This is a genomic window from Halorubrum ezzemoulense (assembly GCF_004126515.1).
Taxonomy (GTDB): Archaea; Halobacteriota; Halobacteria; order Halobacteriales; family Haloferacaceae; genus Halorubrum; species Halorubrum ezzemoulense.
In genome coordinates this window covers 1691445-1712689 of the sequence record NZ_CP034940.1, presented here as the reverse complement: position 1 = coordinate 1712689, position 21245 = coordinate 1691445, and the positions used below count along the sequence as shown (strand labels likewise).

At 70.1% G+C, this 21245-nt stretch carries 22 protein-coding genes; 12 read left to right on the top strand and 10 right to left on the bottom strand.

Features of this window, described 5'->3' with window-relative positions; all coding sequences use genetic code 11:
* Nucleotides 1-48: 48 nt before the first annotated feature.
* Nucleotides 49-744, bottom strand: coding sequence for a DUF4013 domain-containing protein (locus tag EO776_RS08545; protein WP_094520302.1), 696 nt, complete (start codon nt 742-744; stop codon nt 49-51).
* Nucleotides 745-830: 86 nt separating this feature from the next.
* On the opposite strand from EO776_RS08545, the gene EO776_RS08540 reads away from it, so the two are divergent.
* Nucleotides 831-1580, top strand: a complete 750-nt coding sequence (locus EO776_RS08540; RefSeq protein WP_094520303.1) for a 5-formyltetrahydrofolate cyclo-ligase — start codon at nt 831-833, stop codon at nt 1578-1580.
* A gap of 27 nt (nt 1581-1607) precedes the next feature.
* Here EO776_RS08540 and EO776_RS08535 read toward each other — a convergent pair whose 3' ends face one another.
* Nucleotides 1608-1811: a hypothetical protein gene (locus EO776_RS08535; RefSeq protein ID WP_086215585.1), complete on the bottom strand. Its 204-nt coding sequence runs from the start codon at nt 1809-1811 to the stop codon at nt 1608-1610.
* A gap of 264 nt (nt 1812-2075) precedes the next feature.
* Complete coding sequence (locus tag EO776_RS08530; protein ID WP_086215586.1) at nt 2076-3170, bottom strand: archaeosine biosynthesis radical SAM protein RaSEA; 1095 nt, start codon at nt 3168-3170, stop codon at nt 2076-2078.
* 275 nt (nt 3171-3445) lie between these two features.
* Between EO776_RS08530 and EO776_RS08525 the strand changes: the two genes are divergently transcribed.
* Complete coding sequence (locus EO776_RS08525) at nt 3446-5338, top strand: bifunctional metallophosphatase/5'-nucleotidase (protein ID WP_094520307.1); 1893 nt, start codon at nt 3446-3448, stop codon at nt 5336-5338.
* A 12-nt stretch (nt 5339-5350) separates the two neighbouring features.
* On the opposite strand, the gene EO776_RS08520 is transcribed toward EO776_RS08525, so the two are convergent.
* Entirely contained in the window at nt 5351-5833 is a 483-nt protein-coding gene (locus EO776_RS08520) for a VanZ family protein (RefSeq protein WP_394338389.1), read from the bottom strand.
* A gap of 278 nt (nt 5834-6111) precedes the next feature.
* On the opposite strand from EO776_RS08520, the gene EO776_RS08515 reads away from it, so the two are divergent.
* Both EO776_RS08515 and EO776_RS08510 read left to right on the top strand, forming a co-directional pair.
* Nucleotides 6112-8043 carry an aldehyde ferredoxin oxidoreductase family protein gene (locus EO776_RS08515; protein ID WP_049929384.1) on the top strand — a complete coding sequence of 644 codons (1932 nt, stop codon included), beginning with the start codon at nt 6112-6114 and terminating at the stop codon, nt 8041-8043.
* Between the two features lie 99 nt (nt 8044-8142).
* Nucleotides 8143-8475 (top strand): hypothetical protein, encoded by a 333-nt coding sequence (locus tag EO776_RS08510; protein WP_086215587.1) that lies wholly within the window; start codon nt 8143-8145, stop codon nt 8473-8475.
* 32 nt (nt 8476-8507) lie between these two features.
* Here the strand turns inward: EO776_RS08510 and EO776_RS08505 are convergent, their stop codons facing one another.
* From EO776_RS08505 to EO776_RS08490, 4 genes are read right to left on the bottom strand one after another with little or no spacing between them, the layout of a single operon-like run.
* Nucleotides 8508-8864, bottom strand: coding sequence for an AzlD domain-containing protein (locus tag EO776_RS08505; protein ID WP_049929386.1), 357 nt, complete (start codon nt 8862-8864; stop codon nt 8508-8510).
* Entirely contained in the window at nt 8861-9550 is a 690-nt protein-coding gene (locus EO776_RS08500; protein WP_049929387.1) for an AzlC family ABC transporter permease, read from the bottom strand. The genes EO776_RS08505 and EO776_RS08500 overlap by 4 nt, the downstream gene beginning before the upstream one ends.
* Nucleotides 9551-9552: 2 nt before the next feature.
* Nucleotides 9553-10374, bottom strand: a complete 822-nt coding sequence (locus EO776_RS08495; protein WP_094520304.1) for an RNA methyltransferase — start codon at nt 10372-10374, stop codon at nt 9553-9555.
* On the bottom strand, nt 10371-10958 hold the full coding sequence (locus EO776_RS08490) for a hypothetical protein (protein ID WP_094520305.1): 588 nt from the start codon (nt 10956-10958) through the stop codon (nt 10371-10373). Before EO776_RS08490 ends, EO776_RS08495 begins: the two co-directional genes overlap by 4 nt.
* Nucleotides 10959-11189: 231 nt before the next feature.
* Here EO776_RS08490 and EO776_RS08485 point away from each other — a divergent pair, with 231 nt between their 5' ends.
* The 3 genes from EO776_RS08485 (at nt 11190) to EO776_RS08475 (ending at nt 14318) form a co-directional block, all read left to right on the top strand.
* On the top strand, nt 11190-11762 hold the full coding sequence (locus EO776_RS08485) for a DUF192 domain-containing protein (protein ID WP_049929391.1): 573 nt from the start codon (nt 11190-11192) through the stop codon (nt 11760-11762).
* 405 nt (nt 11763-12167) lie between these two features.
* Complete coding sequence (gene folP / locus EO776_RS08480; protein ID WP_176455025.1) at nt 12168-13430, top strand: dihydropteroate synthase; 1263 nt, start codon at nt 12168-12170, stop codon at nt 13428-13430.
* A 162-nt stretch (nt 13431-13592) separates the two neighbouring features.
* On the top strand, nt 13593-14318 hold the full coding sequence (locus tag EO776_RS08475) for a 6-hydroxymethylpterin diphosphokinase MptE-like protein (protein ID WP_049929392.1): 726 nt from the start codon (nt 13593-13595) through the stop codon (nt 14316-14318).
* Nucleotides 14319-14324: 6 nt separating this feature from the next.
* Here the strand turns inward: EO776_RS08475 and EO776_RS08470 are convergent, their stop codons facing one another.
* On the bottom strand, nt 14325-15107 hold the full coding sequence (locus EO776_RS08470) for a creatininase family protein (protein ID WP_099289296.1): 783 nt from the start codon (nt 15105-15107) through the stop codon (nt 14325-14327).
* A 142-nt stretch (nt 15108-15249) separates the two neighbouring features.
* Between EO776_RS08470 and EO776_RS08465 the strand changes: the two genes are divergently transcribed.
* The 4 genes from EO776_RS08465 to EO776_RS08450 all read left to right on the top strand — a co-directional run bounded on the left by EO776_RS08465 (nt 15250) and on the right by EO776_RS08450 (nt 18758).
* Nucleotides 15250-15660 carry a nascent polypeptide-associated complex protein gene (locus tag EO776_RS08465; protein ID WP_049929393.1) on the top strand — a complete coding sequence of 137 codons (411 nt, stop codon included), beginning with the start codon at nt 15250-15252 and terminating at the stop codon, nt 15658-15660.
* Nucleotides 15657-16397, top strand: a complete 741-nt coding sequence (locus EO776_RS08460; protein ID WP_094520306.1) for a tRNA (adenine-N1)-methyltransferase — start codon at nt 15657-15659, stop codon at nt 16395-16397. The genes EO776_RS08465 and EO776_RS08460 overlap by 4 nt, the downstream gene beginning before the upstream one ends.
* 75 nt (nt 16398-16472) lie before the next feature.
* Nucleotides 16473-17552, top strand: coding sequence for a transcriptional regulator TbsP domain-containing protein (locus EO776_RS08455; protein ID WP_099289295.1), 1080 nt, complete (start codon nt 16473-16475; stop codon nt 17550-17552).
* An 84-nt stretch (nt 17553-17636) separates the two neighbouring features.
* Nucleotides 17637-18758, top strand: a complete 1122-nt coding sequence (locus EO776_RS08450) for a pyridoxal phosphate-dependent aminotransferase (RefSeq protein ID WP_094521045.1) — start codon at nt 17637-17639, stop codon at nt 18756-18758.
* Nucleotides 18759-18783: 25 nt separating this feature from the next.
* Here the strand turns inward: EO776_RS08450 and EO776_RS08445 are convergent, their stop codons facing one another.
* The gene (locus tag EO776_RS08445; protein ID WP_094521046.1) at nt 18784-19791 is read right to left on the bottom strand and encodes a hypothetical protein; all 1008 of its coding nucleotides are present in this window, start codon (nt 19789-19791) and stop codon (nt 18784-18786) included.
* A gap of 182 nt (nt 19792-19973) precedes the next feature.
* Between EO776_RS08445 and EO776_RS08440 the strand changes: the two genes are divergently transcribed.
* On the top strand, nt 19974-21176 hold the full coding sequence (locus EO776_RS08440; protein ID WP_094521047.1) for a methionine adenosyltransferase: 1203 nt from the start codon (nt 19974-19976) through the stop codon (nt 21174-21176).
* Nucleotides 21177-21245 lie beyond the last annotated feature (69 nt).

Below are 21245 nucleotides of genomic sequence, written 5' to 3'. Positions count from 1 at the left end.
TACGTGGTCGGTAGAGCGGTTTAAAAGGCGCGTCGCGGCGGCGCGGTCTCAGGCGGTCGCGGCGTCGCCGACGCTCTCCCTCCCGGCGTCGATCCCGTCGGTCCGGTCCGCGAACGCCGCGCCGAACATCCGGAACACGGCGACCTGTCCGTAGAACTGGACGAACGGGACGAGCACCGACCCGACGACGGTCACGAGGAGCACGACGGAGACGACGAACACCCCGATCGCGACGAGAATCGGTGCCAGTACTGCGAGGAGGTAGTCGGCGCTGAAAAGCGTGGGTTTGAGCAGGTCGACGTCGAACGCCGCGCCCGCCCTGCCGCGGACCGCGTACGCCGTGAGGGCCGCCGGGACCGCGTAGTAGACGAACAGCAGCACCGGGAGAAACGCCAGCGCGAGCAGCGCGCCGGTCACCCCGATGAGCGCACCCATATCGCCGCCGACGCCCGACCCGATCCCGGCGACGACGGTGACGAGGACCACGTAGAGGACGACCGGGACGACCGAGTACGCGAGCGCGATCAGCGCCCCGACGACGCCCTTCGCCAGCAGGTCGCCCCAGTCGTCGAACTCCGGCGGCTCGTCGTCCCCCGCGACGGTGCGCTCCAGCACCCGCACGAGATATCCGAACACGAGGAACGTCGGGATCACCAGCACCGAGAGCAGCCCCAATACGCCGCCGACGACCATCCGCCCGACCCAGTCGCCGCGCACGGGATAGGAGAGTCCGTCTTCGATCATACGCCGTGATGACGGCGATCGGGTATATAACTCCCCGCCGTTCGCCGCGTCGCCGACTACTTGTCCGCGAGGGCCGACCGACTCCCATGGACAAAGAGGCTGTCCGCGAGGCGGTGTGGGACGCGTTCGACGAGGGCGATCAGGCGCGGTTCCCGTTCCCGCCGCACGACCGGATCCCGAACTTCGCCGGCGCGGACGCCGCGGCGACGCGGCTCGCGGAGACCGAGGCGTGGGAGTCGGCCGCGACGCTGAAGGCCAACCCCGACGCGCCGCAGCTGCCGGTCCGTCGGGCCGCGCTCCGCGCCGGGAAGACCGTCTACGTCGCGCAGCCGCGGCTCCGCGACCCGAACCCGTTCCTCCGCCTCGATCCGGCCGAGATCCCGCCCGACGAGATCGACGACGCGACGACCGTCTCCGGCATCTCCGAGTACGGGACGCCGACAGCGCCCGATGGCGTCGCGCGCGTCGACCTGATCGTCGTCGGCTCCGTCGGCGTCACGACGGGCGGCGCCCGGGTCGGCAAGGGCGAGGGGTACAGCGACCTGGAGTGGGCGGTGCTCCGCGAACTCGACGTCGTGGATGACGACACGACGGTCGCGACGACGGTTCACGAGCTCTCCGTCCTCGACGGACCCGAGTCGGCGGTCGGAGCCGATGTCGACCTCCAGGAGCCCGACGCTCACGACGTGCCGCTCGACCTCGTCGTCACACCGGAGCGAACGCTCCGGACGGAGACGCCGTACGCGCGACCCGACGGCGTCGACTGGGACGCGCTCGACGCGGAGAAGCTGTCCGAGATACCGGTTCTCGCGGAACGGGCGCCGGAAGAAGGATAACGACGGCTGCGACCCTCGCCGCGGGAATCAGTCGGCGTGCTGCGGCGTCGGTGCTGATCGCGCCGACCGGTGGTCGGCGACGTGGCCGCACTTCGGACAGACGAGCGTCCGCTCGTCGCCGTCGCTGACGACGAGCCACCCGTCCGACAGGGGGCTTTCGAAGCGACACTCCGGACAGAAGAGGACCGACTTCCCGCGGGAGGGCGGGGAACCGCTGGCGTCTGCGTTCATGTTCTACTGTACGGGTCCGAGGTATAAGGGCCTTGTTCGACCTGATCGTTCAGTATGATCGACTTTGCCACGCCGATTTGTGACTCGTTTCCGAATGTTCTGGGCCGTACGTTTACTAAATGAGGGAAATATTGATCGGCATCGTTCACAATCGTTCCGCGGAGACCGGCGGGGGATCGGCGGGTCGCGTCCGGGAGTTTGGCGGGGGCTGTGCTCGCGCGAGGGCGCTCCCCTGCCCGCTCTGGGTCGACGCGCCGACCGCGCTTACCGCGCCAGCGGCATGTTGTAGCTCGTCTCCTCGTCCATCACGTACTCCCAGGTGGCCTCGCACTCGCAGGACACCTGCTCGAACACGCTCGGGTCCTGCCGCCTGTCGAAGTCCTTGATCGCGGTCTGGACGCGGTCGTCGCACTCGCCGCAGTTGTGCGCGCCGCGGTCGGAGCCGTGCCCCACGGGATCGGAGACGACGATGGCGTCGACGTCGGCGGTCTCTTCCAGTACGTGCGCGACCGACCAGAGCCACGGCGGCCGGTAGCCCCCCTCGAAGAACAGCTCGTCGACCATCGTGTACCGCTGGACGTTCGTCGGGTTCATCGAGACCGTGTGACAGCCGTCGACGGCCGCGCAGCGCCGGATCGAATCGATCATGTCGGCGGCGGCCTCGGGCTCCGCGAGGAAGGGCGGCTTCATCAGGAGGTACGCTTTGATCCCCACGTCGGCGGCGAACTCGCCGTCGGCCGCGGCCGCCTCGGCGCAGGCGTCCTCGAAGTCGGCGAAGTCGAAGTACTTGTTCACGCAGTCGTGACGGACGCGGTCGGTCGCCGTCTCCAGCCCGACCGCCACGTCGGTGGCGATCTCGTGGTCCGCGAAGTCGGCGATCTTCTCGCGGTCGACGAAGTCCGGCAGCGATTCGACGACGATCCGGTCGCGGTCCGCGAACGTCTCGGCGATCGCCCGCCGCGTCTCCGCGGGGACCTCGCGCTCGTCGAGGAAGGAGCCGGAGGTGTAGATCTTGATCAGCTCGGCCGGCTCGTCGGCCTCCTCGGCCTCGTGATCGAGGCACGCGTCGATCTGGGTCATGAGGTCCTCGTGCGCGACGCTGCCGCCCTCGACCGACTCCGCGACGTACCCGCACATCGTACAGCCCCCGGCGCGCGCCCACCGACAGCCGCCGGTGTTCAGGATGATCGTGAGGGAGTTCACGACGCCGTCGGGCGTGTTGTCCTCGTCGATCCAGACGCGGGTGGGCTCCGTCGGGTCGTACGTCTCCGAGCGCTCGGCGCGGATGTCGCGCATCACGGCGTTGTGCGCGTCCATCCCGCGCCCCTGCTCGTACGCGTCGGGGCTCGGCTGGCTCATTGTCGGTGGAAGCGGGCGAGCGCGTAAAGCGGTGTCGTCATCGCGGGAACGGCCGGCGCGTCGCTGCGGGTGTGATCGCGTCTGGCCCGCGGGGACACTCTTCCGCGCGCCCACCGCGGTCGAGTCCCTCGCCGACCCGTCTCAGAAGGGTTGTTTGTGAAAGATTCTCAAACATCGCGAATTGATAAACATATACTATTTCATAGAAAGATTTTATACACATCACTAAGTGAAATAATTCGATGTCACGGGACCGTGACTACGGACGGCGTGACGTGTTGCGAGCGGGTGGAATCGTACTCGGCGGGTCGCTCGTCTCGGGATCGGCGACGGCCGCCGACGGCGACGGCGCGACGACGCTCACAGTCCTGTCGTACAACGACATTCAGACGGCTGCGGCGGAGGACAAGAAGTTCCCGCGGCTGGTGACGCTCATCGAACAGCGCCGGGCGGCGGCCGACGGGCCCGTCGTCGTGGTCGGCGGCGGCGACGAGGTGGGGCCGCACGCGCTGAGCCCCGTCTCGCAGTGGCGCGCGCCGGTGGACGTGCTCAACGAGGTCGAGCCGGACGCCGACGTGATCGGGAACCACGAGTTCGACTACGGGCTCGACCCTATCTCGGACGTGACGGCCGACTCCGAGTTCCCGTGGCTCGCGACGAACCTCGTCGACAGCGAGACCGGCGAAGCGTTCGACGGAACGGAGTCCGTCCGAATCGTCGAGCGAGGCGGTGTCAAGGTCGGTCTGATCGGACTCGTCGACGAGGGCGCGACGTTCGGAAAGACGAACATCAAATTCAACGAAGAAGGATTGACCCTCGAAGAGTACACCGAAACCGGCCCCGCCGAAGCGAAGCGGCTCAAGGAGGACGAGGGCGTCGACGCCGTCGTCGCCCTCGCGCACACGGGCATCGGCGACGCGGAGGCGCTCGCCGAGGCCGACGCGGACGACGACATCGACGCGATCGTCGTCGGCGACGACGAGCAGTTCTATCCGCCCGAGGAGGTCGACGGATCGATCGTCTCCGAGGCTCGGGCCCGCGCCCGTTACCTCAGCGAAATCGAACTGACGATCGACGGCGGCGAGGTCACCGCGTTCGACGGGGAGCTGATCGAGGTCACCGACGACATCGAGAAGGACCCGACCGCGTCCGACATCATCAACGAGTACCGCGGAGAGGTGAGCCTGGACTCGGTGATCGTGGAGACGGAGACGCCGCTCGACGCCACGTTCGGCTCGAACTACCACCGCGAGACGAACTACGGAAACGTGGTCACCGACGCGATGCGCGAGCGCGTCGACGCCGACGTCGCGATCACGAACGCCGGCGGCATCCGCTCCGACTCGGTGTACGGGCCCGGCGAGATCACCGGCGGAGACATCTTCAACACGCTTCCGTTCCCGAACACCGTCGTCTCGCTTGAGATCACTGGCGAGGAGCTCGTCGAGACTTTGGAGAGCCAGGTCGTCACGCTGGAGAGCGACACCGGGCAGAACTTCGGCGAGGAGATCTCTCAGCAGACCAGCGGCCTGCGCTTCGAGTGGGTCCCCCACGACGACGCCGACGAACCGATCCGCGACGTGTACGTCGACGGCGAGCCGCTCGACCCCGAGGAGACGTACGAAGTGGCCGTCAACAGCTTCATCGCAAACGGCGGGAGCGGCTACCCGCTCGACGACAAGCCCGTCGAGGACACCGGCGAACTCCAGGCGACGACGGTCGTGAACTACTTAGAGGAGAAAGATACCATCGCTCCGACCGTCGAGGGGCGGATGCAGCGCGTCGACCGCGACCTGCCCGCCGCCGCCGTCACCGTCGACGGGAACGGCAAGGTGGTCTCTCAGTTCGACGCGCCCGACGACGTCCAGTCGGTCGCCGAGGACACCGTCGCCGTGTGGACGCCGGAAGGTGACCACGTCGACGCGGAGAAGGTCGTCTTCGATGAGGAGGACGAGACTCTCGTCGTCCGGGTCGACGACAGCAACTTGGCGGACACGATAGAGGACGCGGACGACGGCGACGAGGTCGCGCTCGACATCTACGCCGAGTACGAGTCTAGCGAGTACGACCATATCTACTTCGAACGCTCTCGGCTGAACGCGGACGTGTCGGCGACCGTGCGCCGCCGCGGTCGGGGCCTCGGCAGCGCCGGTCCGCCGGGACGCTGAACGTAGGCGGGTTTAGCGCTCGTCGTCGCGGTCGCCCGCCGTCTCCGGTCCGCGCCCCCAGGCGACCGCGATCGCCGCTCCGATGACCGCGCCGACCGCGTTGACCGCGGCGTCCCCCCACGCGAAGGAGCGCCACGGGATCGGCGCCTGGACGAGTTCGATGCCGAACCCGAACGCGACCGCGGCGGCGGCCGCGAGGAAGGGGTCGACCCGCCGTCCCCCCGTCGTCGGAACGAGGAGGCCGGCGAGGACCGCGTACCCGACTACGTGGAACGGATCGGTGAGTCCGATTTCGGCGGGGAGAGCGTCGAGGACGCCGCCGAGCGCGCTCTCGCCCCCGCCGGACGATCCGGGCACCGGGACCACCGACGCGACGAACACGGCGAGCGCGAACCCGAACGCCCTCGCTCGCTCACGCCTGATCGACCCTAAGCGGCGCCTGATCTCCCCCGGACGCCGAGCGGTCGCCTCTCCCCGTCCGCCTCGGTCGGTCACGGTCGTGCTTCGAGTCGCCGGCAATTATGGACTGCGTCTTCGCGATATTCGGCGCCCGACCCGTAAGACCGACCGAAACCGGTCGTTTACACTACGCCGCTACCGGACGCTGTGAATCCCTCACACCGCGCCGGAGTCTCCGGATATTCGCGCGGTGAACGCTCGGGCTACTGATAAACGTCGCACCTCGGAGGCGTTCACTTTTGTAACGCTTTACGGTTTCGTACGGAGGTCAACAACTAACACGCTGTGGTCCTTCTATAATGATAGAGCATTACATGACTGAAATGGGCGGCTACCGCGACCGTGTGGCACAGGTCGACCTCAGCGGCGGGGAGGTCAACTACCACGGGATCGACGACGAGGACGCGGAGAAGTACATCGGCGCGCGCGGACTCGGCGTCAAATACGTCTTCGATAAGGGGCCCGACGTGGACCCCCTGGGACCGGAGAACCGACTGGCGTTCATGACCGGACCGCTCACGGGTACCCAGACCGTGATGAGCGGCCGGATCGCCTTGGTGACGAAGTCCCCGCTGACGGGGACCGTCACCGACTCGCACCACGGCGGCTGGTCCGGCGCCCGGCTCAAGTGGGCCGGACTCGACGGCGTCCTCCTCGACGGAGAGAGCGACGAGCCGGTCTACCTGTTCGTCGAGGACGGCGACGTGGAGGTGCGCGACGCCTCCCACCTCTGGGGACAGGGCGTCCACGACACGATCGACCAGATCGGCGAGGAGGTCGACGGGAAGGTCGGCCGCGACGTCTCCGTGATGGCGATCGGGCAGGGCGGCGAGAACCAGGTCCGCTACGGCTGCGTCATCAACGAGGACGACCGCGCCTCGGGCCGCGGCGGCACCGGCGCCGTGATGGGCGCGAAGAACGTGAAGGCGGTCGTCGTGAAGTCGGGCACCAACATGCCGAAGCCCGCCGACCCCGAGACGTTCCAAGAGGGGTACCAGCAGGCGATGGAGGTCATCCGCGAGTCCGACGTGACCGCGCCCAACGAGGGCGGCCTCTCGATGTACGGGACGAACGTCCTGATGAACGCGACCGAGGAGATGGACGGCCTCCCGACGAAGAACGCGAAGTACACCTCGACCGAGGCGTACCACGACGCGGAGGGCGCGGACATCGAGGCGGAGCAGGTCTCCGGCGAGAACGTCCGCGAGAACATCCTCGTCGACGAACCGACGTGCCACTCCTGTCCCGTGGCGTGTAAGAAGGAAGTCGACGTCAACGTCACCCACAAGGGCCAGGAGATGAATGTCCGCACGGAGTCGTACGAGTACGAGTCCGCGTGGGCGCTCGGCCCGAACTCGGGCCACTCCGACCGCGACGAGATCGCCCGCATGTTGGAGCAGTGTAACGACCTCGGTCTCGACACCATCGAGGCCGGCAACATGATGGCGATGGCGATGGAGATGAGCGAGGAGGGCAAACTCGACGGCGTCGGCCACCTCGACTGGGGCGACTCGGAGACGATGATCGACCTCATCGAGGAGATCGGTCACCGCTCGTCCGACCTCGGCGACCTCCTCGCGGAGGGTCCCGAGCGCGTCGCCGACGCGAAGGACGCGCACGGCAACAAGCTCTCCGTGAAGGGCCAGACGATGGCCGCCTACGACCCGCGCTGTATGAAGGGGATGGCGATCGCGTACGCCACCTCGAACCGCGGCGCGTGCCACCTGCGCGGCTACACGCCGGCCGCCGAGATCCTCGGGATCCCGGAGAAGGTCGATCCGTACGAGTGGGAGGGGAAAGGCGAGCTCACCGCCACCTTCCAGGACCTCCACGCGGTGTCGGACTCGTTCGATATCTGTAAGTTCAGCGCGTTCGCTGAGGGGATCGAGGAGTACGTGCTCCAGTACAACGGTGTGACCGGCCAAGACCTCTCGGAGGACGAGCTGTTTGAGGCCGGCGAGCGCATCTACAACCTCGAGCGCTACTACAACAACCTCGCCGGCTTCGAAGGCGCAGACGACACGCTGCCGAACCGGTTCATCGAGGGCCACCCGGACGCCATCCCCGGCACGGGCGCCAGCGAGGGCGAACTCGTCGAACTCGACCAGTTGAAGGCCGAGTACTACGAGAGCCGCGGCTGGGTCGACGGCGTCGTCCCGGACGAGAAGCTCGCCGACCTCGGCATCGACGTCGGCCCCGGCACCGGCGTCTCCGCCGGCGACTCCGCGGCCCCCGCCGACGACTGAGCGGGAACGCGTCCCGAGCGAGGGCGAGAGCGCTCGCGCGTCGACGCCTCTCGCCGCTTCGTGTTTATTTTTAAGTGAGCTCCGCCGGAAGCTCCGCGTATGGCACACGACCCGCTCTCGCCCTCCGAGGCCCTCCGCACGCGCGTCGGCATCACGCTCGCCGCCGTGAGCCTGTTCGTGTTCGTCTACTCGCTGCTGATCCTCGGACAGATACTGCTCGGCGTCTGGACCGTCCTCGTCCTCACCGTGGGACCGTACCTCTCGTACCGGCTGTTCGCCGCGCTCGACTCGCTCGCCGACGCCGCCCAGCGGATCGCCGCCGCCCGCGAGCGCGAGGTCGACCGCGACGCCCGGTCCGGCCGCCCCGTCGACCGTGAGAGCCCGGACGGGAGCGAGCGCCGGTCGGAGCGCGCGACCGAGCGCGATCGCTGACGGCGGCCTCGCTCGTCTCTATTACTGCCCGCTCACGCGAACACGACGAACCGGAAGACCCACAGCGTTCCCATCCCGGTCGCGATGGTCGCGAACACGTTTTCGGTCCGCCACGCGACCGCGCCGGCGACGGCGCCCGCGATCAGCCGCTCGTCGAGGAAGGTCGCGGTGACGGACGGCCCGAGCGTCACCAAATCGGGGAGGACGAGCGCCGCGAGGACGGCCGGCGGGACGTACCGGAGCGGCCGCTGGAGGCGCGTCGGGACGCCGTCGATCCGCCCGAACAGGTGGATGAAGGAGAGCCGGATCCCATAGGTGATGACGCCGATGACCGCGATTGCGACCCAAGCGCGCGGGGAGGCGGCGAGGGCGCCGAGACCACTGCTCACGACACCCTCACCTCCGTCACGAGGCCGGCCGCGACCCCGCACAGCGCGCCGACGAGCAGGCCGAGGTTGAGCGGGAGCCCGGCCGCGACGACCGCGACCGCGCCGCCCGCGACGCCCGCGACGGTGGTCGGTCGGTCCTTCATCGCGGGGACGAGGAGCGCGAGGAAGACGAGCGGCACCGCGAAGGTGAGCCCCCACGCGTCGGGGACGCCCGCGCCGAGGACGACGCCGACGACCGTCCCGATCTGCCAGACGATCCACAGCGACGCGGCCGCGCCGAGGTAGTAGCGCCACCGGCTCCGGTCCGGGTTCTCATCGAACTCAGCGACCGAGAGGGCGTACGCCTGGTCGGTGAGGAGGTAGGCGAGCCCCGCGCGGAGCCGGCGACCGTAGTCGGCGAAGTGCGGCGCGATGGAGGCGGAGTACATCAGCATCCGGAGGTTGATCACGGCCGCCGTCCCGACGACGACGGCGAGGGGCGCGTTTTCGCCGAGCAGTTCGAGCGCCGCGAGCTGGGAGGCGCCGGCGAACACGATCACGGACATCCCGACCGCCTCGGCGAGACCGAGCCCGGCGTCGACCGCCGCGATCCCTGCGACGAGGGCGAACGGCGCGACGCCGAGCATGAGCGGCGAGACGTCGCGCACGCCGGCTAATAGGTCCTCGTCGAAGACGCCCCCGCCCACGGCTACTCCTCCCGCGGGTACGGCGGCTCGTCGTACTTCGCCGCGAGGTGGTCGGCGTGGTCCAGCTTCGCGTTCGCCTTCCGGAAGGCGCCGAGCAGCGAGTGGATCTCACGCTCGGTCGGGTGCGCGCGCCCGAGCAGCCGGCGCATCAACAGCGCGTTCTTCTCGCGGACGTGGTCGCGCTGCCCCGTCGCCGCGAGGAACTCGTCGAAGAACTCGTGGAAGCGCTCGAGGTCGGCCTCCGGAGCACGGGTCACCTCCGTGTCGGGCAGCTGCGTCTCCTCGACCGTGAGATCGCGAAGCTCGTACAAGAGGACCGTCGCGGCCTGCCCGAGGTTCAACACGGGGTAGTCGTCGTCGGCCGGGATCGAGCACACCTCGTCGAGCCGCGAGAGCTCCTCGTTGTTGAGCCCCCGTCCCTCGCGGCCGAAGACGATCGCGGTGGGCGCGTCGACCGTCTTCAGCGACTCGCGCAGCTCGACCGGGGTCTTGAACGGGAACCGCTCGTGGCTACGGTCGTCCTCGCCGGTGATCGCGGTCGTGCCGACCGTGTGGTAGTTCGCGACGACCTCGTCGAATGTGACCTCGTCGGCGTTCGGAAGCACGTCCTCGCGGGCGTGTCCGGCGAAGCCGTACGCCTCGCCGTCCTCCGCGATCTCCGGCGGGTTCACGAGCTTGAGGTCCGTGAGCCCGAAGTTCTTCATCGCTCTCGCGATGGTGCCGATGTTGCCCGGCGTCTCGGGCTCGACGACGACGACCACGGGCTTCCGTCGACCGCTCGCGGGCGTTTCGACCGCGTCGACGTCAGACTCCTCGTCGCTCATCGGTCCGACGGGTAGTCGGTCGAGAGGTCGAGGTCGGACTCGGCGAGCTCCTCTTCCGTCAGCTCCTCGTCCGAGCGCTCCTTGCCGGCGAGTTCGACGATGTCGATCCGCTCGCCCTGGAAGTCCTCTTCGAGCCGCTCCTGGACCTCCTGCTGATCGGGCAGGTCCGGGAGGCCGTCGGGGTCCTCGTCGACGTGCTCGACCGAGCCGTACCCCTCCGGCGCCTCGTTGCCGGCGGCGACCCACTCGTGGAACCGGTCGGCGAACTCGACGGACCCCTTGTACTCGCTGCCGCCCGCCTCGCGGAACCAGTAGAGCAGGTCGGGTTCGTGCTCGGCGCAGAGCAGCACCTCGCCCTCCGGTTCGCCGTACACGATCTCCGCCTGCCTACAGCGGTTGATCTCCTCGTCGCCGTGCTCGAGGTAACAGACATCGCAGGGCTCTTCGACGAGGGTGACGAGCCGCACGAGTCGCTCTCGCGGATCTTCGGGGATCTCGTTGAGGGGCTTCAGCTCCTCGTCGTCGGTGAATATCTCGTCCTCCTCGAAGCGCCACCCGCGGAGGCCGATGCTCACTTTCGCCATGTCTCACGCTACGCTCCGGCGGCGATAAAAGCGCGTCCTTCCCGGCACGAGGGGTCGCTACGCCGCGGCGAGGTCGAAGCGGCGGCCGCGAGCGAGAGTTAGACCGCGACGGGGAGTGGACGGAGAGTTCATACGGGTCGTGGGCGCACCGAGTGACATGCCCCTCCCCGGACCCGTGACGGCGCGACGCCGACGCCGCCGTTTATCACTCCGGCCCCCCTCGGCGCAGACATGAGACGGCGGCGACTCCTCGGGCTGGCCGCGGCCGCGACGACGGGCGCCGCGGCGGGCTGTCTCGGGGGCGACGACGCGACGAGCGACGGCGGCGATTCGACCGACGGCGACGCGGGTGGCGGGCCGGACGGCGCGAACGGCGGAGCCGACGACGCAGACTGGCCGACCGGAACGTACGCCGACTACGAGACGACGACCGTGACCGTCGAAGGTCCGGACGGGGGAGCTCGGGGGTCGGTGACGGCGGCAATCGCGGACACCCGTGACAAACGAATCCTCGGCCTCAGCGGCGCCGAGTCGCTGCCCAACGGGGGCGGGATGTTATTCGTACACGACTCGCCCGGCCCCCTGACGTACGTGATGCGCGAAATGGACTTCGGCATCGACATCGTCTACGTCGACGGCGACCGAGAGATCACCTCGATCCACAACGCGCCCGAACCGGGACCGAACGAGGACGGTGAAGATCAACGGTATTCCGGCTCCGGGCAGTACGTGCTGGAGGTCCCCTACGAGTGGACCGACCGCCACGAGGTCGCGGTCGGCGACTCGGTGCGGTTTAATCTATAAATGGGGTTCGGAGGCGTGTGCGATCAGTTATAACCAGCCGATCGTGGCCCTGCGACGAACACCTCCAAACCCCCAGTCGCGAGGGGGCGCACGCTCGCTGTGTTCCTCGGTCGCTCACTCCGTTCGCTCCCTGCGGTGCTTGCGTCGCCTGCGCCCCCTCGCGACTGCCCCTTCGAGTCCCACCCGACCGCGACCGCACCTCACGCCTCCCCAGCCTCGTCGCTCACGCCTTTCGGGCGTTCGCGACTCCCTCGCGCGTGCCCCTCGCGGCCTCCGCTTCGCTCCGGCCGCTCGGTCGCACGCACCACCGCCCGCCGACCATTTATAAGCGATTGCGAGGGCAGTTCTCCGGCGAGCGCCTCGGGTACTCGCCCCGTTTATGTCGCTCGCGCCCGTGGTGATCGTATGCGAAACGTGGACGCCGCGGGGCTCGGGATCGGCGACGACCATCCGCCCCGGATCATGGGCGTGCTCAACGTCTCAGAGGAGTCGCCGTACGACCCCAGCGTGTACGACGACCCCGGCGAGGCCGCCGCGTACGTCGACGAGGAACTGATCGGCGAGGGCGCCGACATCGTGGACGTGGGGCTTGAGTCGGCGAACAAGGACCTCGACGTGCTCTCGGCCGAACAGGAACTCGACCGCCTCGACACCGCGGTCGAGACCCTCGAATCGACCTCCGGCGACGCCGTCTGGTCGATCGAGACGCGCTATCACGAGGTCGCGGACGAGGCGCTCTCGCGCGGGTTCGACATGGTCAACGACATCTGCGGGTTCGCCGACCCCGAGATGCCCCACGTCTGTCGCGAACACGACGTGGCGGTGTCGAAGATGGCCTCGCCGCCGGACCTCAAACGCCCGGGCGCGGTCGAGGACGTCGACGACATCTACGAGGCGCTCTCGATGAACGGCCTCACCGACAAGACGATCCTCGACCCCGCGTTCGGCGGCTGGTCCGAGGCCAAGACCCACGAGGACGACCGGGAGACGTTCCACCGGCTCCGGGAGTTCCGGGGGTACGGCCGCCCGCTGCTCGTCTCGATCAACCGCAAGAGCTTCCTCAAGACCATCGCGGGCCGCAGCACCGAGGAGGCGCTGCCGGTCTCGCTCGCCGCCACGTCGATGGCGGTCGAGCGCGGCGCGCACGTGATCCGCACCCACGACGTGGCCGAGACGCGCGACGCGGCGCTCGTCGGCGCCGAGTTCGCCCGCGACCGACACGACTCTCGCGGCGACTCCGACGCGGTCGGAGTCGAGGAGCTCGACGTGACGACGGTCCCCGAGGCCGAGCGTCACCTCGACCGGATCGGCGCGCCGGAGGCCGCTCGGGGCGACCGCGGCGCCGCCGACACCGCCGTCGTTCGTACCTACAAACTCACCGGGCTCGACGACCCCGCCGTCGGTGCCCTCCGCGCCGCGACCGTCGGCGACGACGCGACCGGCGCGACGTTCGCGCTGGGCGATCCGAACCGGGCGGCCGCGGCGACCCCGTCCGCGACCGACGGCGGCACCGGCGGGGCGTCGTCAGGCGGCGACGACCCCGCTGACGGCCGCCGCGGGCTCCTGATCGCGACGCCCGCGGCGCTCGACTCGGTTAGAGAGGCGGTATCCGGCGCTTCACGGGCGCTTGACGCCGCGATCGACGGTATCGACCGACACGTGAGTTAAGAGAAAGTTTATGCCCTCGTGTAGACAACCGATCGACCGGACGCCGGAGGGGCACGCGGGTAGGGGTACTCTGTGCCACTCCGGCCCATACCATATCTCGCCCGCTGAGCGGCGGCGCCGATCGACGGGCGCCCAGTCGCGCGTCCCGAGGGGGGCCCGCACGTGAACTTCGCGACCTTCGAGCCCGTCTACGAGGCGATCCTCGCCGACTTCGGGTTCGACCGGGCCGACGACGAGCGCGTCCGCGATACTGCCGCCGACCTCGCGACTCCGTTTCCGCTCGGCCGCCTCGGTGACTGGGCGGACGAGACGGTCGCCGTCGCGGGCGCGGCCCCCTGTCTCGCCGACGAGGTCGAACTCGCCCGCGACGCCGATGTCGTCGTCGCGGCCTCGACCGCGGCGGACGCGCTCGCTGACCGCGGCGTCGCGGTCGACTGTATGGTGACAGACCTCGACAAGAACCCGGAGACGGCCGCGGAACTGACGCGCGATGGCGTCCCAGTCGCCGCGCACGCCCACGGCGACAACCTCCCGGCGGTCCGCGAGTGGCTCCCGCGCTTCGCCGACGAGTGGACGCTGGCGACGACGCAGGCGGCGCCCGTCGGGCCGCTCCGCAACCCCGGCGGGTTCACCGACGGCGACCGCGCGGCGTTCCTCGCCGACCACCTCGGGGCCGGCAAACTGGTCTTTCCGGGGTGGGAGTTCGACGACCCCACGGTCGACCCGATGAAGGCGCGGAAGCTCGACTGGGCGGCCAGACTGCTGCGCTGGCTCGAACGCCGCCGCGACGAGCGGTTCGCGGTGCTCGACGGGCGGCGTGCGGACGCCGACGCGGCGCTCCGAGAGATACTCGGCGAGGCGTTCGCCCGAGACGCGGCCGACCAGTAGCCCGCGTCAGTCCGACCGCTCCACGCGCGGCTCGGGGAACAGCTCGCTCTCGTCGCGCTCGCCGATCCACTCGGCCAGCTGGACGAGCTGGTCGGCGGCCGCCTCGAACAGGCGCTCGGCCTTCTCCGGCGTCACGTCGGTCGGGTCGCCGAACGCGCCGTTCGCGGAGTTGTCGACCGCGTCGTAGAAGGTTCGCGCGCCGTGGACGGTCGTCTCGGCGCTTTCGAGGTCGACGAGCCCGCCGTCGCGCGCGTCCTCGAGCCGGTCCTCGCGGACGAGGTCGGGCGCGAGGTGGGTGACCATCGCCGTCTCCTTGGGGCCCGCGTGGGGGCCGTTGCGCTCGAAGAGGTCGTCGACCAGCTCCGGGATCGACTCGTCCCACATCCACTCGACAGCGTAGCCGACCTCGTCCTCGTGGAGCCGGCGGCCGACCTCTCGGAGGTGCTGGACGTTGCCGCCGTGGGCGTTCACGAACACCACGCGGTCGATCCCGTGGTACGCGAGGTTCCGGGCGAACGACTCGACGTAGTCGCGGAACTCCGGCGGGTCGACCCACATCGTCCCCGGGAACTGGCGGTGGTGGGGACTAACGCCGACGTTGATCGTCGGCGTCCGGAACGCGTCGGATCGGTCCGCGGCCGCCGTCGCCAGCCCCTCGGCGATCAGGTGGTCGGTCCCGAGCGGAAGGTGCGGGCCGTGCTGTTCGGTCGAGCCGAGCGGGACGAGCGCGACGGAGCCGGGAGCCAGCGCGTCGCCGAGCTCCGGCCAGGAGTGGTCCGCGAGGTACATATCACCGCCTCGCGCGCGACACGTATCAACCCCGCTCTCTCGGTCCGGTTCGCCGCGATCGGGACCGGCGAGCGTCCGCGACGCGCCGTTGCTTCGACCCGTGTCGACACCCTTTTTGTGTCGTCCGGCCGAACCGGTGACCATGTTCGGAGGCGGCGGCATGAACCCGCGGAAGATGAAACAGATGATGAAACAGATGGGGATCGACGTCGAGGAGCTCGACGCCGAGCGGGTCGTCATCGAGACGGCCGACGGCGACGACCTCGTCTTCGACGGCGCGCAGGTCACCAAGATGGACGCCCAAGGGCAGGAGACGTACCAGATCGTCGGGTCGCCCGACGCGGTGGCCGACGCGGGCGGCGCGGCCGCAGTCGAGGGCGGTGCGGACGCGAGCGCGATCGAAGCCGAGGACGCGGCCGACGAAGACGATGGCATTCCGGAGGAGGACGTCCGGCTGGTCGCCGAGCAGGCTGGCGTCTCGAAGGACGACGCCCGCGAGGCGCTGGAGGCGGCCAACGGTGAGCCCGCGCGGGCGATCTCGGACCTCCAGTGACGGACGCCGCGTACCTGCTCGTCCACGCGGACCGCGAGTACCTACTGGAGCCGGGCGAGGAGTTCGGCACCGACCTCGGCGTGATCGAGGTCCCCGAGGACGTCTCGGCCGGCGACGAGGTCGAGACGCACCTCGGCACCGTCTTCGAGGTCCGCGCGCTCCGCGGCCCGGACCTGTTCAACCACCTCGAACGCACCGGCGCGCCGATGATGCCCCGCGACGTGGGCCTCGTGATGGGGCATACAGGCGCGTCCGGCGGCGACCGCATCCTCGACGCCGGCACCGGGACCGGGATCCTCGCCGCGTACCTGGGGCGCGCTGGCGCCGACGTGACCACCTACGAGATCGACCCCGAGTTCGCCGACGTCGCTCGCGAGAACATGGCGACGGCGGGCGTCTCCGACCGCGTCGACGTCCGGACCGGCGACCTCACCGACGAGCTGGACGCGCTCGCCGACGGCGAGCCGTTCGACGCCCTGACGCTCGACACCGGCGACGCTCCCGCGGTCGTCGAGCGCGCGGACGACCTGCTCGCGCCCGGCGGCCGCCTCGCCGTCTACTCGCCGTTCGTCGAGGGGACCCGCGAGGCGGCGCTCGCGGCCCGTGAGGCCGGCTTCACCGAGGTCGAGACGTTAGAGACGATCCAGCGCGAGATGGACTTCTCCGACCGCGGCTCGCGCCCCTCCACCGCGGGCGTGGGCCACACGGGCTACCTCGTGTTCGCCCGGGCCCCCTGACCCCGCCGCCGACACCTCTCTCCTCCCGACCCCGGTCGGCGCAACGCTCTTTCGGATCGCGACGGTCGAAACGCTATGGGCGCGGACGACGCTGAACCCGAGGCCGACGCAGCCGCCGGAAGCGACGGGTCCGGGCCGTCACGCACCCCCGAGGACGCCGGAAGCGACGGGTCCGCCTCGGCAGGTGCTCCTGCCGCTGCCGACCCCGACTGCGTCGGCGACGCGACGGAGGTCGCCGACGCCCTTCCGCGTCCCGACGACCCCCTGACCGAGTCGATCGAGGCCGCGTTGGCGGGGCGTTCCGGGGTCGTCGCGGTCGGCGTCCCGCTCCGACTCCTCCCGGCGGTGCTCGCGGCCCGCGAGCGATCGCCGGGACCGCTGTGGCGGGTCGCGTGTCGCCCCGGCGTCGTCGACGCGCTCGCTCGCGCGCCGGTCCTCGGCACCGCGGTCGCCGAGGCGGTCGAACGCGACGAAATACGAGTCCGGACCGGCGACCCGCTCGGGCACGGGACGGGTGGGACGCTCTTCGCGACCCCGGAGCGCGCCGACGCCGTGGTCGGTCCCCGCGGGGACCGCTCGCTCGCGACGACGGCGGCCGGTGCCCGTCCGGAGGCGGTCGGCGCCGCCCGCGCGACCGCTGCGGCGCGGTTCGACGCCGCGACGGTCGAGCCGGTCGAGATGCCTTCTCGGCGGCGACTGCTCGCGGTGGCGCGGGAGATCCTCGACGACCGCTTCGCCGACGACCTCGCGACCGTGCTGGAGTCGCTTCCGCCGGGCGAGTTCGGCCGCGCGACGGAGCCGTCGGACCGGTCGCTCCTCGTCGCGCTCGCGGCCCGACACGACCATCTCTTCCGCGACCTCCGGGCGTGGGCCGGCGCCGACGGCATCGGGATCGCCCCGGCACAGGAGTTCACCGGCGACCGGCAGGCCCTCGTCGAGCGGGAGCTGATCGAGTCGATCAAGGTGCCGGCGGGACCGGGGCGGCCGATGCTCCGCCTCCGCGCGGTCGACGACGCCCTGTTGCGCGCCCGCGCCGAGGAAGTGCCGAGCGTCCTCGAAGGGCGGTTCGATCTGCCGACCGACGCGGACGGGCGGACCCGACACGACGCCGGCCGCGGCGAACGCCGGCCGGTCTGGGAGCGGAAGCGTCGGTGAGTGCGGGCCCGCGACTCGCCGTCGGAGGCGGCCCGTCGATCCGACGTGACAAGAACTAACTCGCGGCGGCGCCCTCAGAACGGTATGACGACGTTCTCCGACAGGGTCGAACGGATCTCGATAAGCGGGATCCGCGAGGTGTTCGAGGCGGCCGGCGACGACGCGATCAACCTCGGGCTCGGACAGCCCGACTTCCCGACGCCGCCCCACGCCCGCCAAGCCGCCGTCGACGCGATCGAGTCCGGAAAGGCGGACGCGTACACCGAGAACAAGGGGACCCCCGCGCTGCGGGAGGCGATCGCCGAGAAGCACCGCGCCGATCAGGGGATCGACCTCGACCCCGACAACGTCATCGCGACCGCGGGCGGCAGCGAGGCGCTCCACGTCGCCTTGGAGGCGCACGTCGACGCCGGCGACGAGGTGCTGATCCCGGACCCCGGGTTCGTCTCCTACGACGCGCTGACGAAGTTGGCCGGCGGCGAACCCGTCCCTGTGCCGCTCCGCGACGACCTCACGATCGACCCGGCCGCGGTCAGGGCGGCGATCACCGAGGACACCGCGGCGTTCGTCGTCAACTCTCCAGGGAATCCGACCGGGGCGGTCTCCTCCGAGGAAGACGTCCGGGAGTTCGCGCGCATCGCCGACGAGCACGACGTGCTCTGTCTCTCCGACGAGGTGTACGAGTACACCGTCTTCGACGGCGAACATCACTCGCCGATCGAGTTCGCCGAGACGGACAACGTCGTCGTCGTCAACTCGGCCTCGAAGCTGTTCTCGATGACCGGCTGGCGGCTCGGCTGGGTGTACGGCGCCGAGGGGCGCGTCGAGCGCATGCTGCGCGTCCACCAGTACGCGCAGGCGTGCGCCTCGGCGCCGGCGCAGTACGCCGCCGAGGCCGCGCTGCGGGGCGACCGCGGCGTGGTCGACGAGATGACGGCGTCCTTCGAGCGCCGCCGCGACATCGTCTTGGAGGGGTTCGCGGAGATCGGCCTCGACTGTCCCACCCCGAAGGGGGCCTTCTACGCGATGCCGCGGGTGCCCGAGGGATTCGTCGACGAGTGTCTCGACCGCGGCGTGGTCGTCGTCCCCGGCGAGGCGTTCGGGGAGAACGGCGCCGGTCACGCGCGGGTCTCGTACGCGACCGACGAGAGCGACCTGCGCGAGGCGCTCGACGTGATGGCGGAAGCGTACGAGGCGGCCCGCTGAGGCGACGGCGAAGCGCCTCGGCCGATCAGTTCCCCCCGTCGTTCACGATCCGGAGGTACCGCTCGTAGTACTCGTCGCCGTGCCGGATCATCGCTTCTTCGGTCTCGCGGACGCCGGCGTCCTTGCGAACGTTCCCGTCGAGGTAGTGGCGCGCGTCGATCGCGCGGAGCAGTTCGGCGTACGCGTCGGAGTACGGGTGCGTCTCGCCGTACTCCTCTGCCTCGGCCCGATCGACGATCCGTCCGGCCTCCGCGGAGAGTTCGTCCTGCTCGACCCTCGGACCGACGAGCGCCGCCCGGAGGATCGACTCCACTCGCTCGGGGCTCTCGGCGACCGCCTCGGCGGTCGGCCGGTGGACGGCCTCGTGAAACCGCTCCCGTTCGATTTCGACCCGGTAGGTGGTGTCTCGGTAGGTCACGTAGTCGGGACCGTCGTCGTCGAGCAGCGCGCTCTCCGCGCGCGAAGCTTCGGCCCGATACGCGTAGCCGCCGCGCTCGACCAGTCCGACGGGATAGCCGCCCACGCCACCGCGGGCCCGCGCGGCAAAGTGCGCGATGTGGACGGCCCGCTGGTCGGCCTCCGGGAGATCCCCGTCTTCGCCGCCGTCGACCGGCGACTCGCCGTCGCCGGCTGACGCTCCGTCGCTCTCGGCCTCGAAGAGCCGGAGAACCGGGTAGGTCTCGGCGACCTCGTCGACGATCACCGACCCGAGCCGGTAGTAGGTCCCCTCGAAGCGGGCGTACGCGGGGTCGTCCGGCTCCGCGAAGAACGGCTTCCGGTGTCGGATCGTGTACGGCTCCCCCGCCAGCGCGGCGTCGAGCGCCGCCCCGTCCCACCGCTCGGGCGGGGCGTCGGGGTCGCGAACGTACCGGTCGCGCAGCGAGCCCTCGACCCGCGAGAGCGAGAGCCGCAGTTCCGGCCCGTCGTCTGACTCGTCGTCGCTATCGGTCCCGAGACAGCCGGCGGCGGCGCCGATGCCGCCCGCGAGCGCACCGGCGAGCAGTCGACGGCGGGAGGGCGCGAGTTCGTCCATACGGGGCAGTCGCACTCGCCGCGGCAAAGTCCTTGCCGAAACTCAAGCGCCCGCTTGTGTCACCCGGCGCGACGCGGGCCGGGCCGGGGCCGCCGAAGCCGCCTATGAATAACTACAGGTTATTCACTACCGGTGGAGAGTTTCCGCAAGTTATAGTGCCGACGGCGCAGTATCGGTGCGTAATGGACCGGAACATACAGGTCAGCCGCCTCGACCGGCAGGCGGTCGAGGACCAGGAGGTCGAAATCGTCGAGCGAAAGGGGATCGGTCACCCAGACTCGATCTGCGACGGCGTCGCGGAGTCGGTCTCGCGGGCGCTCTCGCAGCTCTACTTGGACCGCGTCGGCAAGGTGCTCCACTACAACACCGACGAGACGCAGCTGGTCGCCGGCCGCGCGGCCCCCGCGTTCGGCGGCGGCGAGGTCGTCGAGCCCGTCTACATCCTCATCGTCGGCCGCGCCACGAAGGAGTACGACGGCGAGCAGCTCCCGGTCGACTCGACCGCGCTCGCGGCCGCCCGCGACTACCTCGCCGAGGCGATCCCTGAGCTCGAGTACGGCACCGACGTGGTCGTCGACGTGAAGCTCGGCGAGGGCTCCGGTGACCTCCAGGACGTGTTCGGCGAGGAGACGCAGGAGGTTCCGATGGCCAACGACACCTCCTTCGGCGTCGGCCACGCGCCGCTCACCGAGACGGAGACGATCGTCCGCGAGGCCGAGCGCGCGCTCAACACGACCTACCACGACGACCACCCCGAGCTCGGCCCCGACGTGAAGATCATGGGTAAACGCGAGGGCGACCGGATCGACATCACCGTCGCCGCCGCGATGGTCGACGCCTACGTCGACGGGCTCGACGAGTACGACGACGCGGTCGCGTCCGTCCGCGAGTACGTCGACGACCTCGCCCACGAGTACACCGACCGCGAGGTCAACGTCGACGTGAACACGGCCGACGACTACGACGAGGGCTCCGTCTACCTGACTGTCACCGGCACTTCCGCCGAGCAGGGCGACGACGGCTCCGTCGGGCGCGGCAACCGCGCCAACGGCCTCATCACCCCGAACCGCCCGATGTCGATGGAGGCGACCTCCGGGAAGAACCCCGTCAACCACATCGGGAAGATCTACAACCTGCTCTCCACCCGCGTCGCCGAGTCCGTCACCGAGGAGGTCGACGGGATCCGCGACCTCCAGGTCAGGCTCCTCTCGCAGATCGGCCGGCCGATCGACGAGCCGCACGTCGCGGACGCGCAGATCGTCACCGAGGACGGCGTCACGCTGAGCGACATCGAGGCCGACGTCGTCGACATCGTCGACCGCGAGCTGGCCGACGTGACGGACGTGACCCGCAGCGTCATCGAGGGCGACGTCTCGACGTTCTGAGCCGGGCGCCGCCGGTCGCGATCTCTCTCCTCCACCGCCCGCCGGTCGCGATCTCTCTCCTCCACCGCC

Bases quoted from the DNA above. Each gene is read 5' to 3' on its own strand.
- folP (WP_176455025.1), top strand. From the start codon at position 12,168: ATGCGAAACGTGGACGCCGCGGGGCTCGGGATCGGCGACGACCATCCG.
- EO776_RS08440 (WP_094521047.1), top strand. From the start codon at position 19,974: ATGGACCGGAACATACAGGTCAGCCGCCTCGACCGGCAGGCGGTCGAG.
- EO776_RS08445 (WP_094521046.1), bottom strand. From the start codon at position 19,791: ATGGACGAACTCGCGCCCTCCCGCCGTCGACTGCTCGCCGGTGCGCTC.
- EO776_RS08455 (WP_099289295.1), top strand. From the start codon at position 16,473: ATGGGCGCGGACGACGCTGAACCCGAGGCCGACGCAGCCGCCGGAAGC.
- EO776_RS08545 (WP_094520302.1), bottom strand. From the start codon at position 744: ATGATCGAAGACGGACTCTCCTATCCCGTGCGCGGCGACTGGGTCGGG.
- EO776_RS08515 (WP_049929384.1), top strand. From the start codon at position 6,112: ATGACTGAAATGGGCGGCTACCGCGACCGTGTGGCACAGGTCGACCTC.
- EO776_RS08530 (WP_086215586.1), bottom strand. From the start codon at position 3,170: ATGAGCCAGCCGAGCCCCGACGCGTACGAGCAGGGGCGCGGGATGGAC.
- EO776_RS08535 (WP_086215585.1), bottom strand. From the start codon at position 1,811: ATGAACGCAGACGCCAGCGGTTCCCCGCCCTCCCGCGGGAAGTCGGTC.
- EO776_RS08470 (WP_099289296.1), bottom strand. From the start codon at position 15,107: ATGTACCTCGCGGACCACTCCTGGCCGGAGCTCGGCGACGCGCTGGCT.
- EO776_RS08490 (WP_094520305.1), bottom strand. From the start codon at position 10,958: ATGGCGAAAGTGAGCATCGGCCTCCGCGGGTGGCGCTTCGAGGAGGAC.
- EO776_RS08450 (WP_094521045.1), top strand. From the start codon at position 17,637: ATGACGACGTTCTCCGACAGGGTCGAACGGATCTCGATAAGCGGGATC.
- EO776_RS08495 (WP_094520304.1), bottom strand. From the start codon at position 10,374: ATGAGCGACGAGGAGTCTGACGTCGACGCGGTCGAAACGCCCGCGAGC.
- EO776_RS08540 (WP_094520303.1), top strand. From the start codon at position 831: ATGGACAAAGAGGCTGTCCGCGAGGCGGTGTGGGACGCGTTCGACGAG.
- EO776_RS08510 (WP_086215587.1), top strand. From the start codon at position 8,143: ATGGCACACGACCCGCTCTCGCCCTCCGAGGCCCTCCGCACGCGCGTC.
- EO776_RS08485 (WP_049929391.1), top strand. From the start codon at position 11,190: ATGAGACGGCGGCGACTCCTCGGGCTGGCCGCGGCCGCGACGACGGGC.
- EO776_RS08465 (WP_049929393.1), top strand. From the start codon at position 15,250: ATGTTCGGAGGCGGCGGCATGAACCCGCGGAAGATGAAACAGATGATG.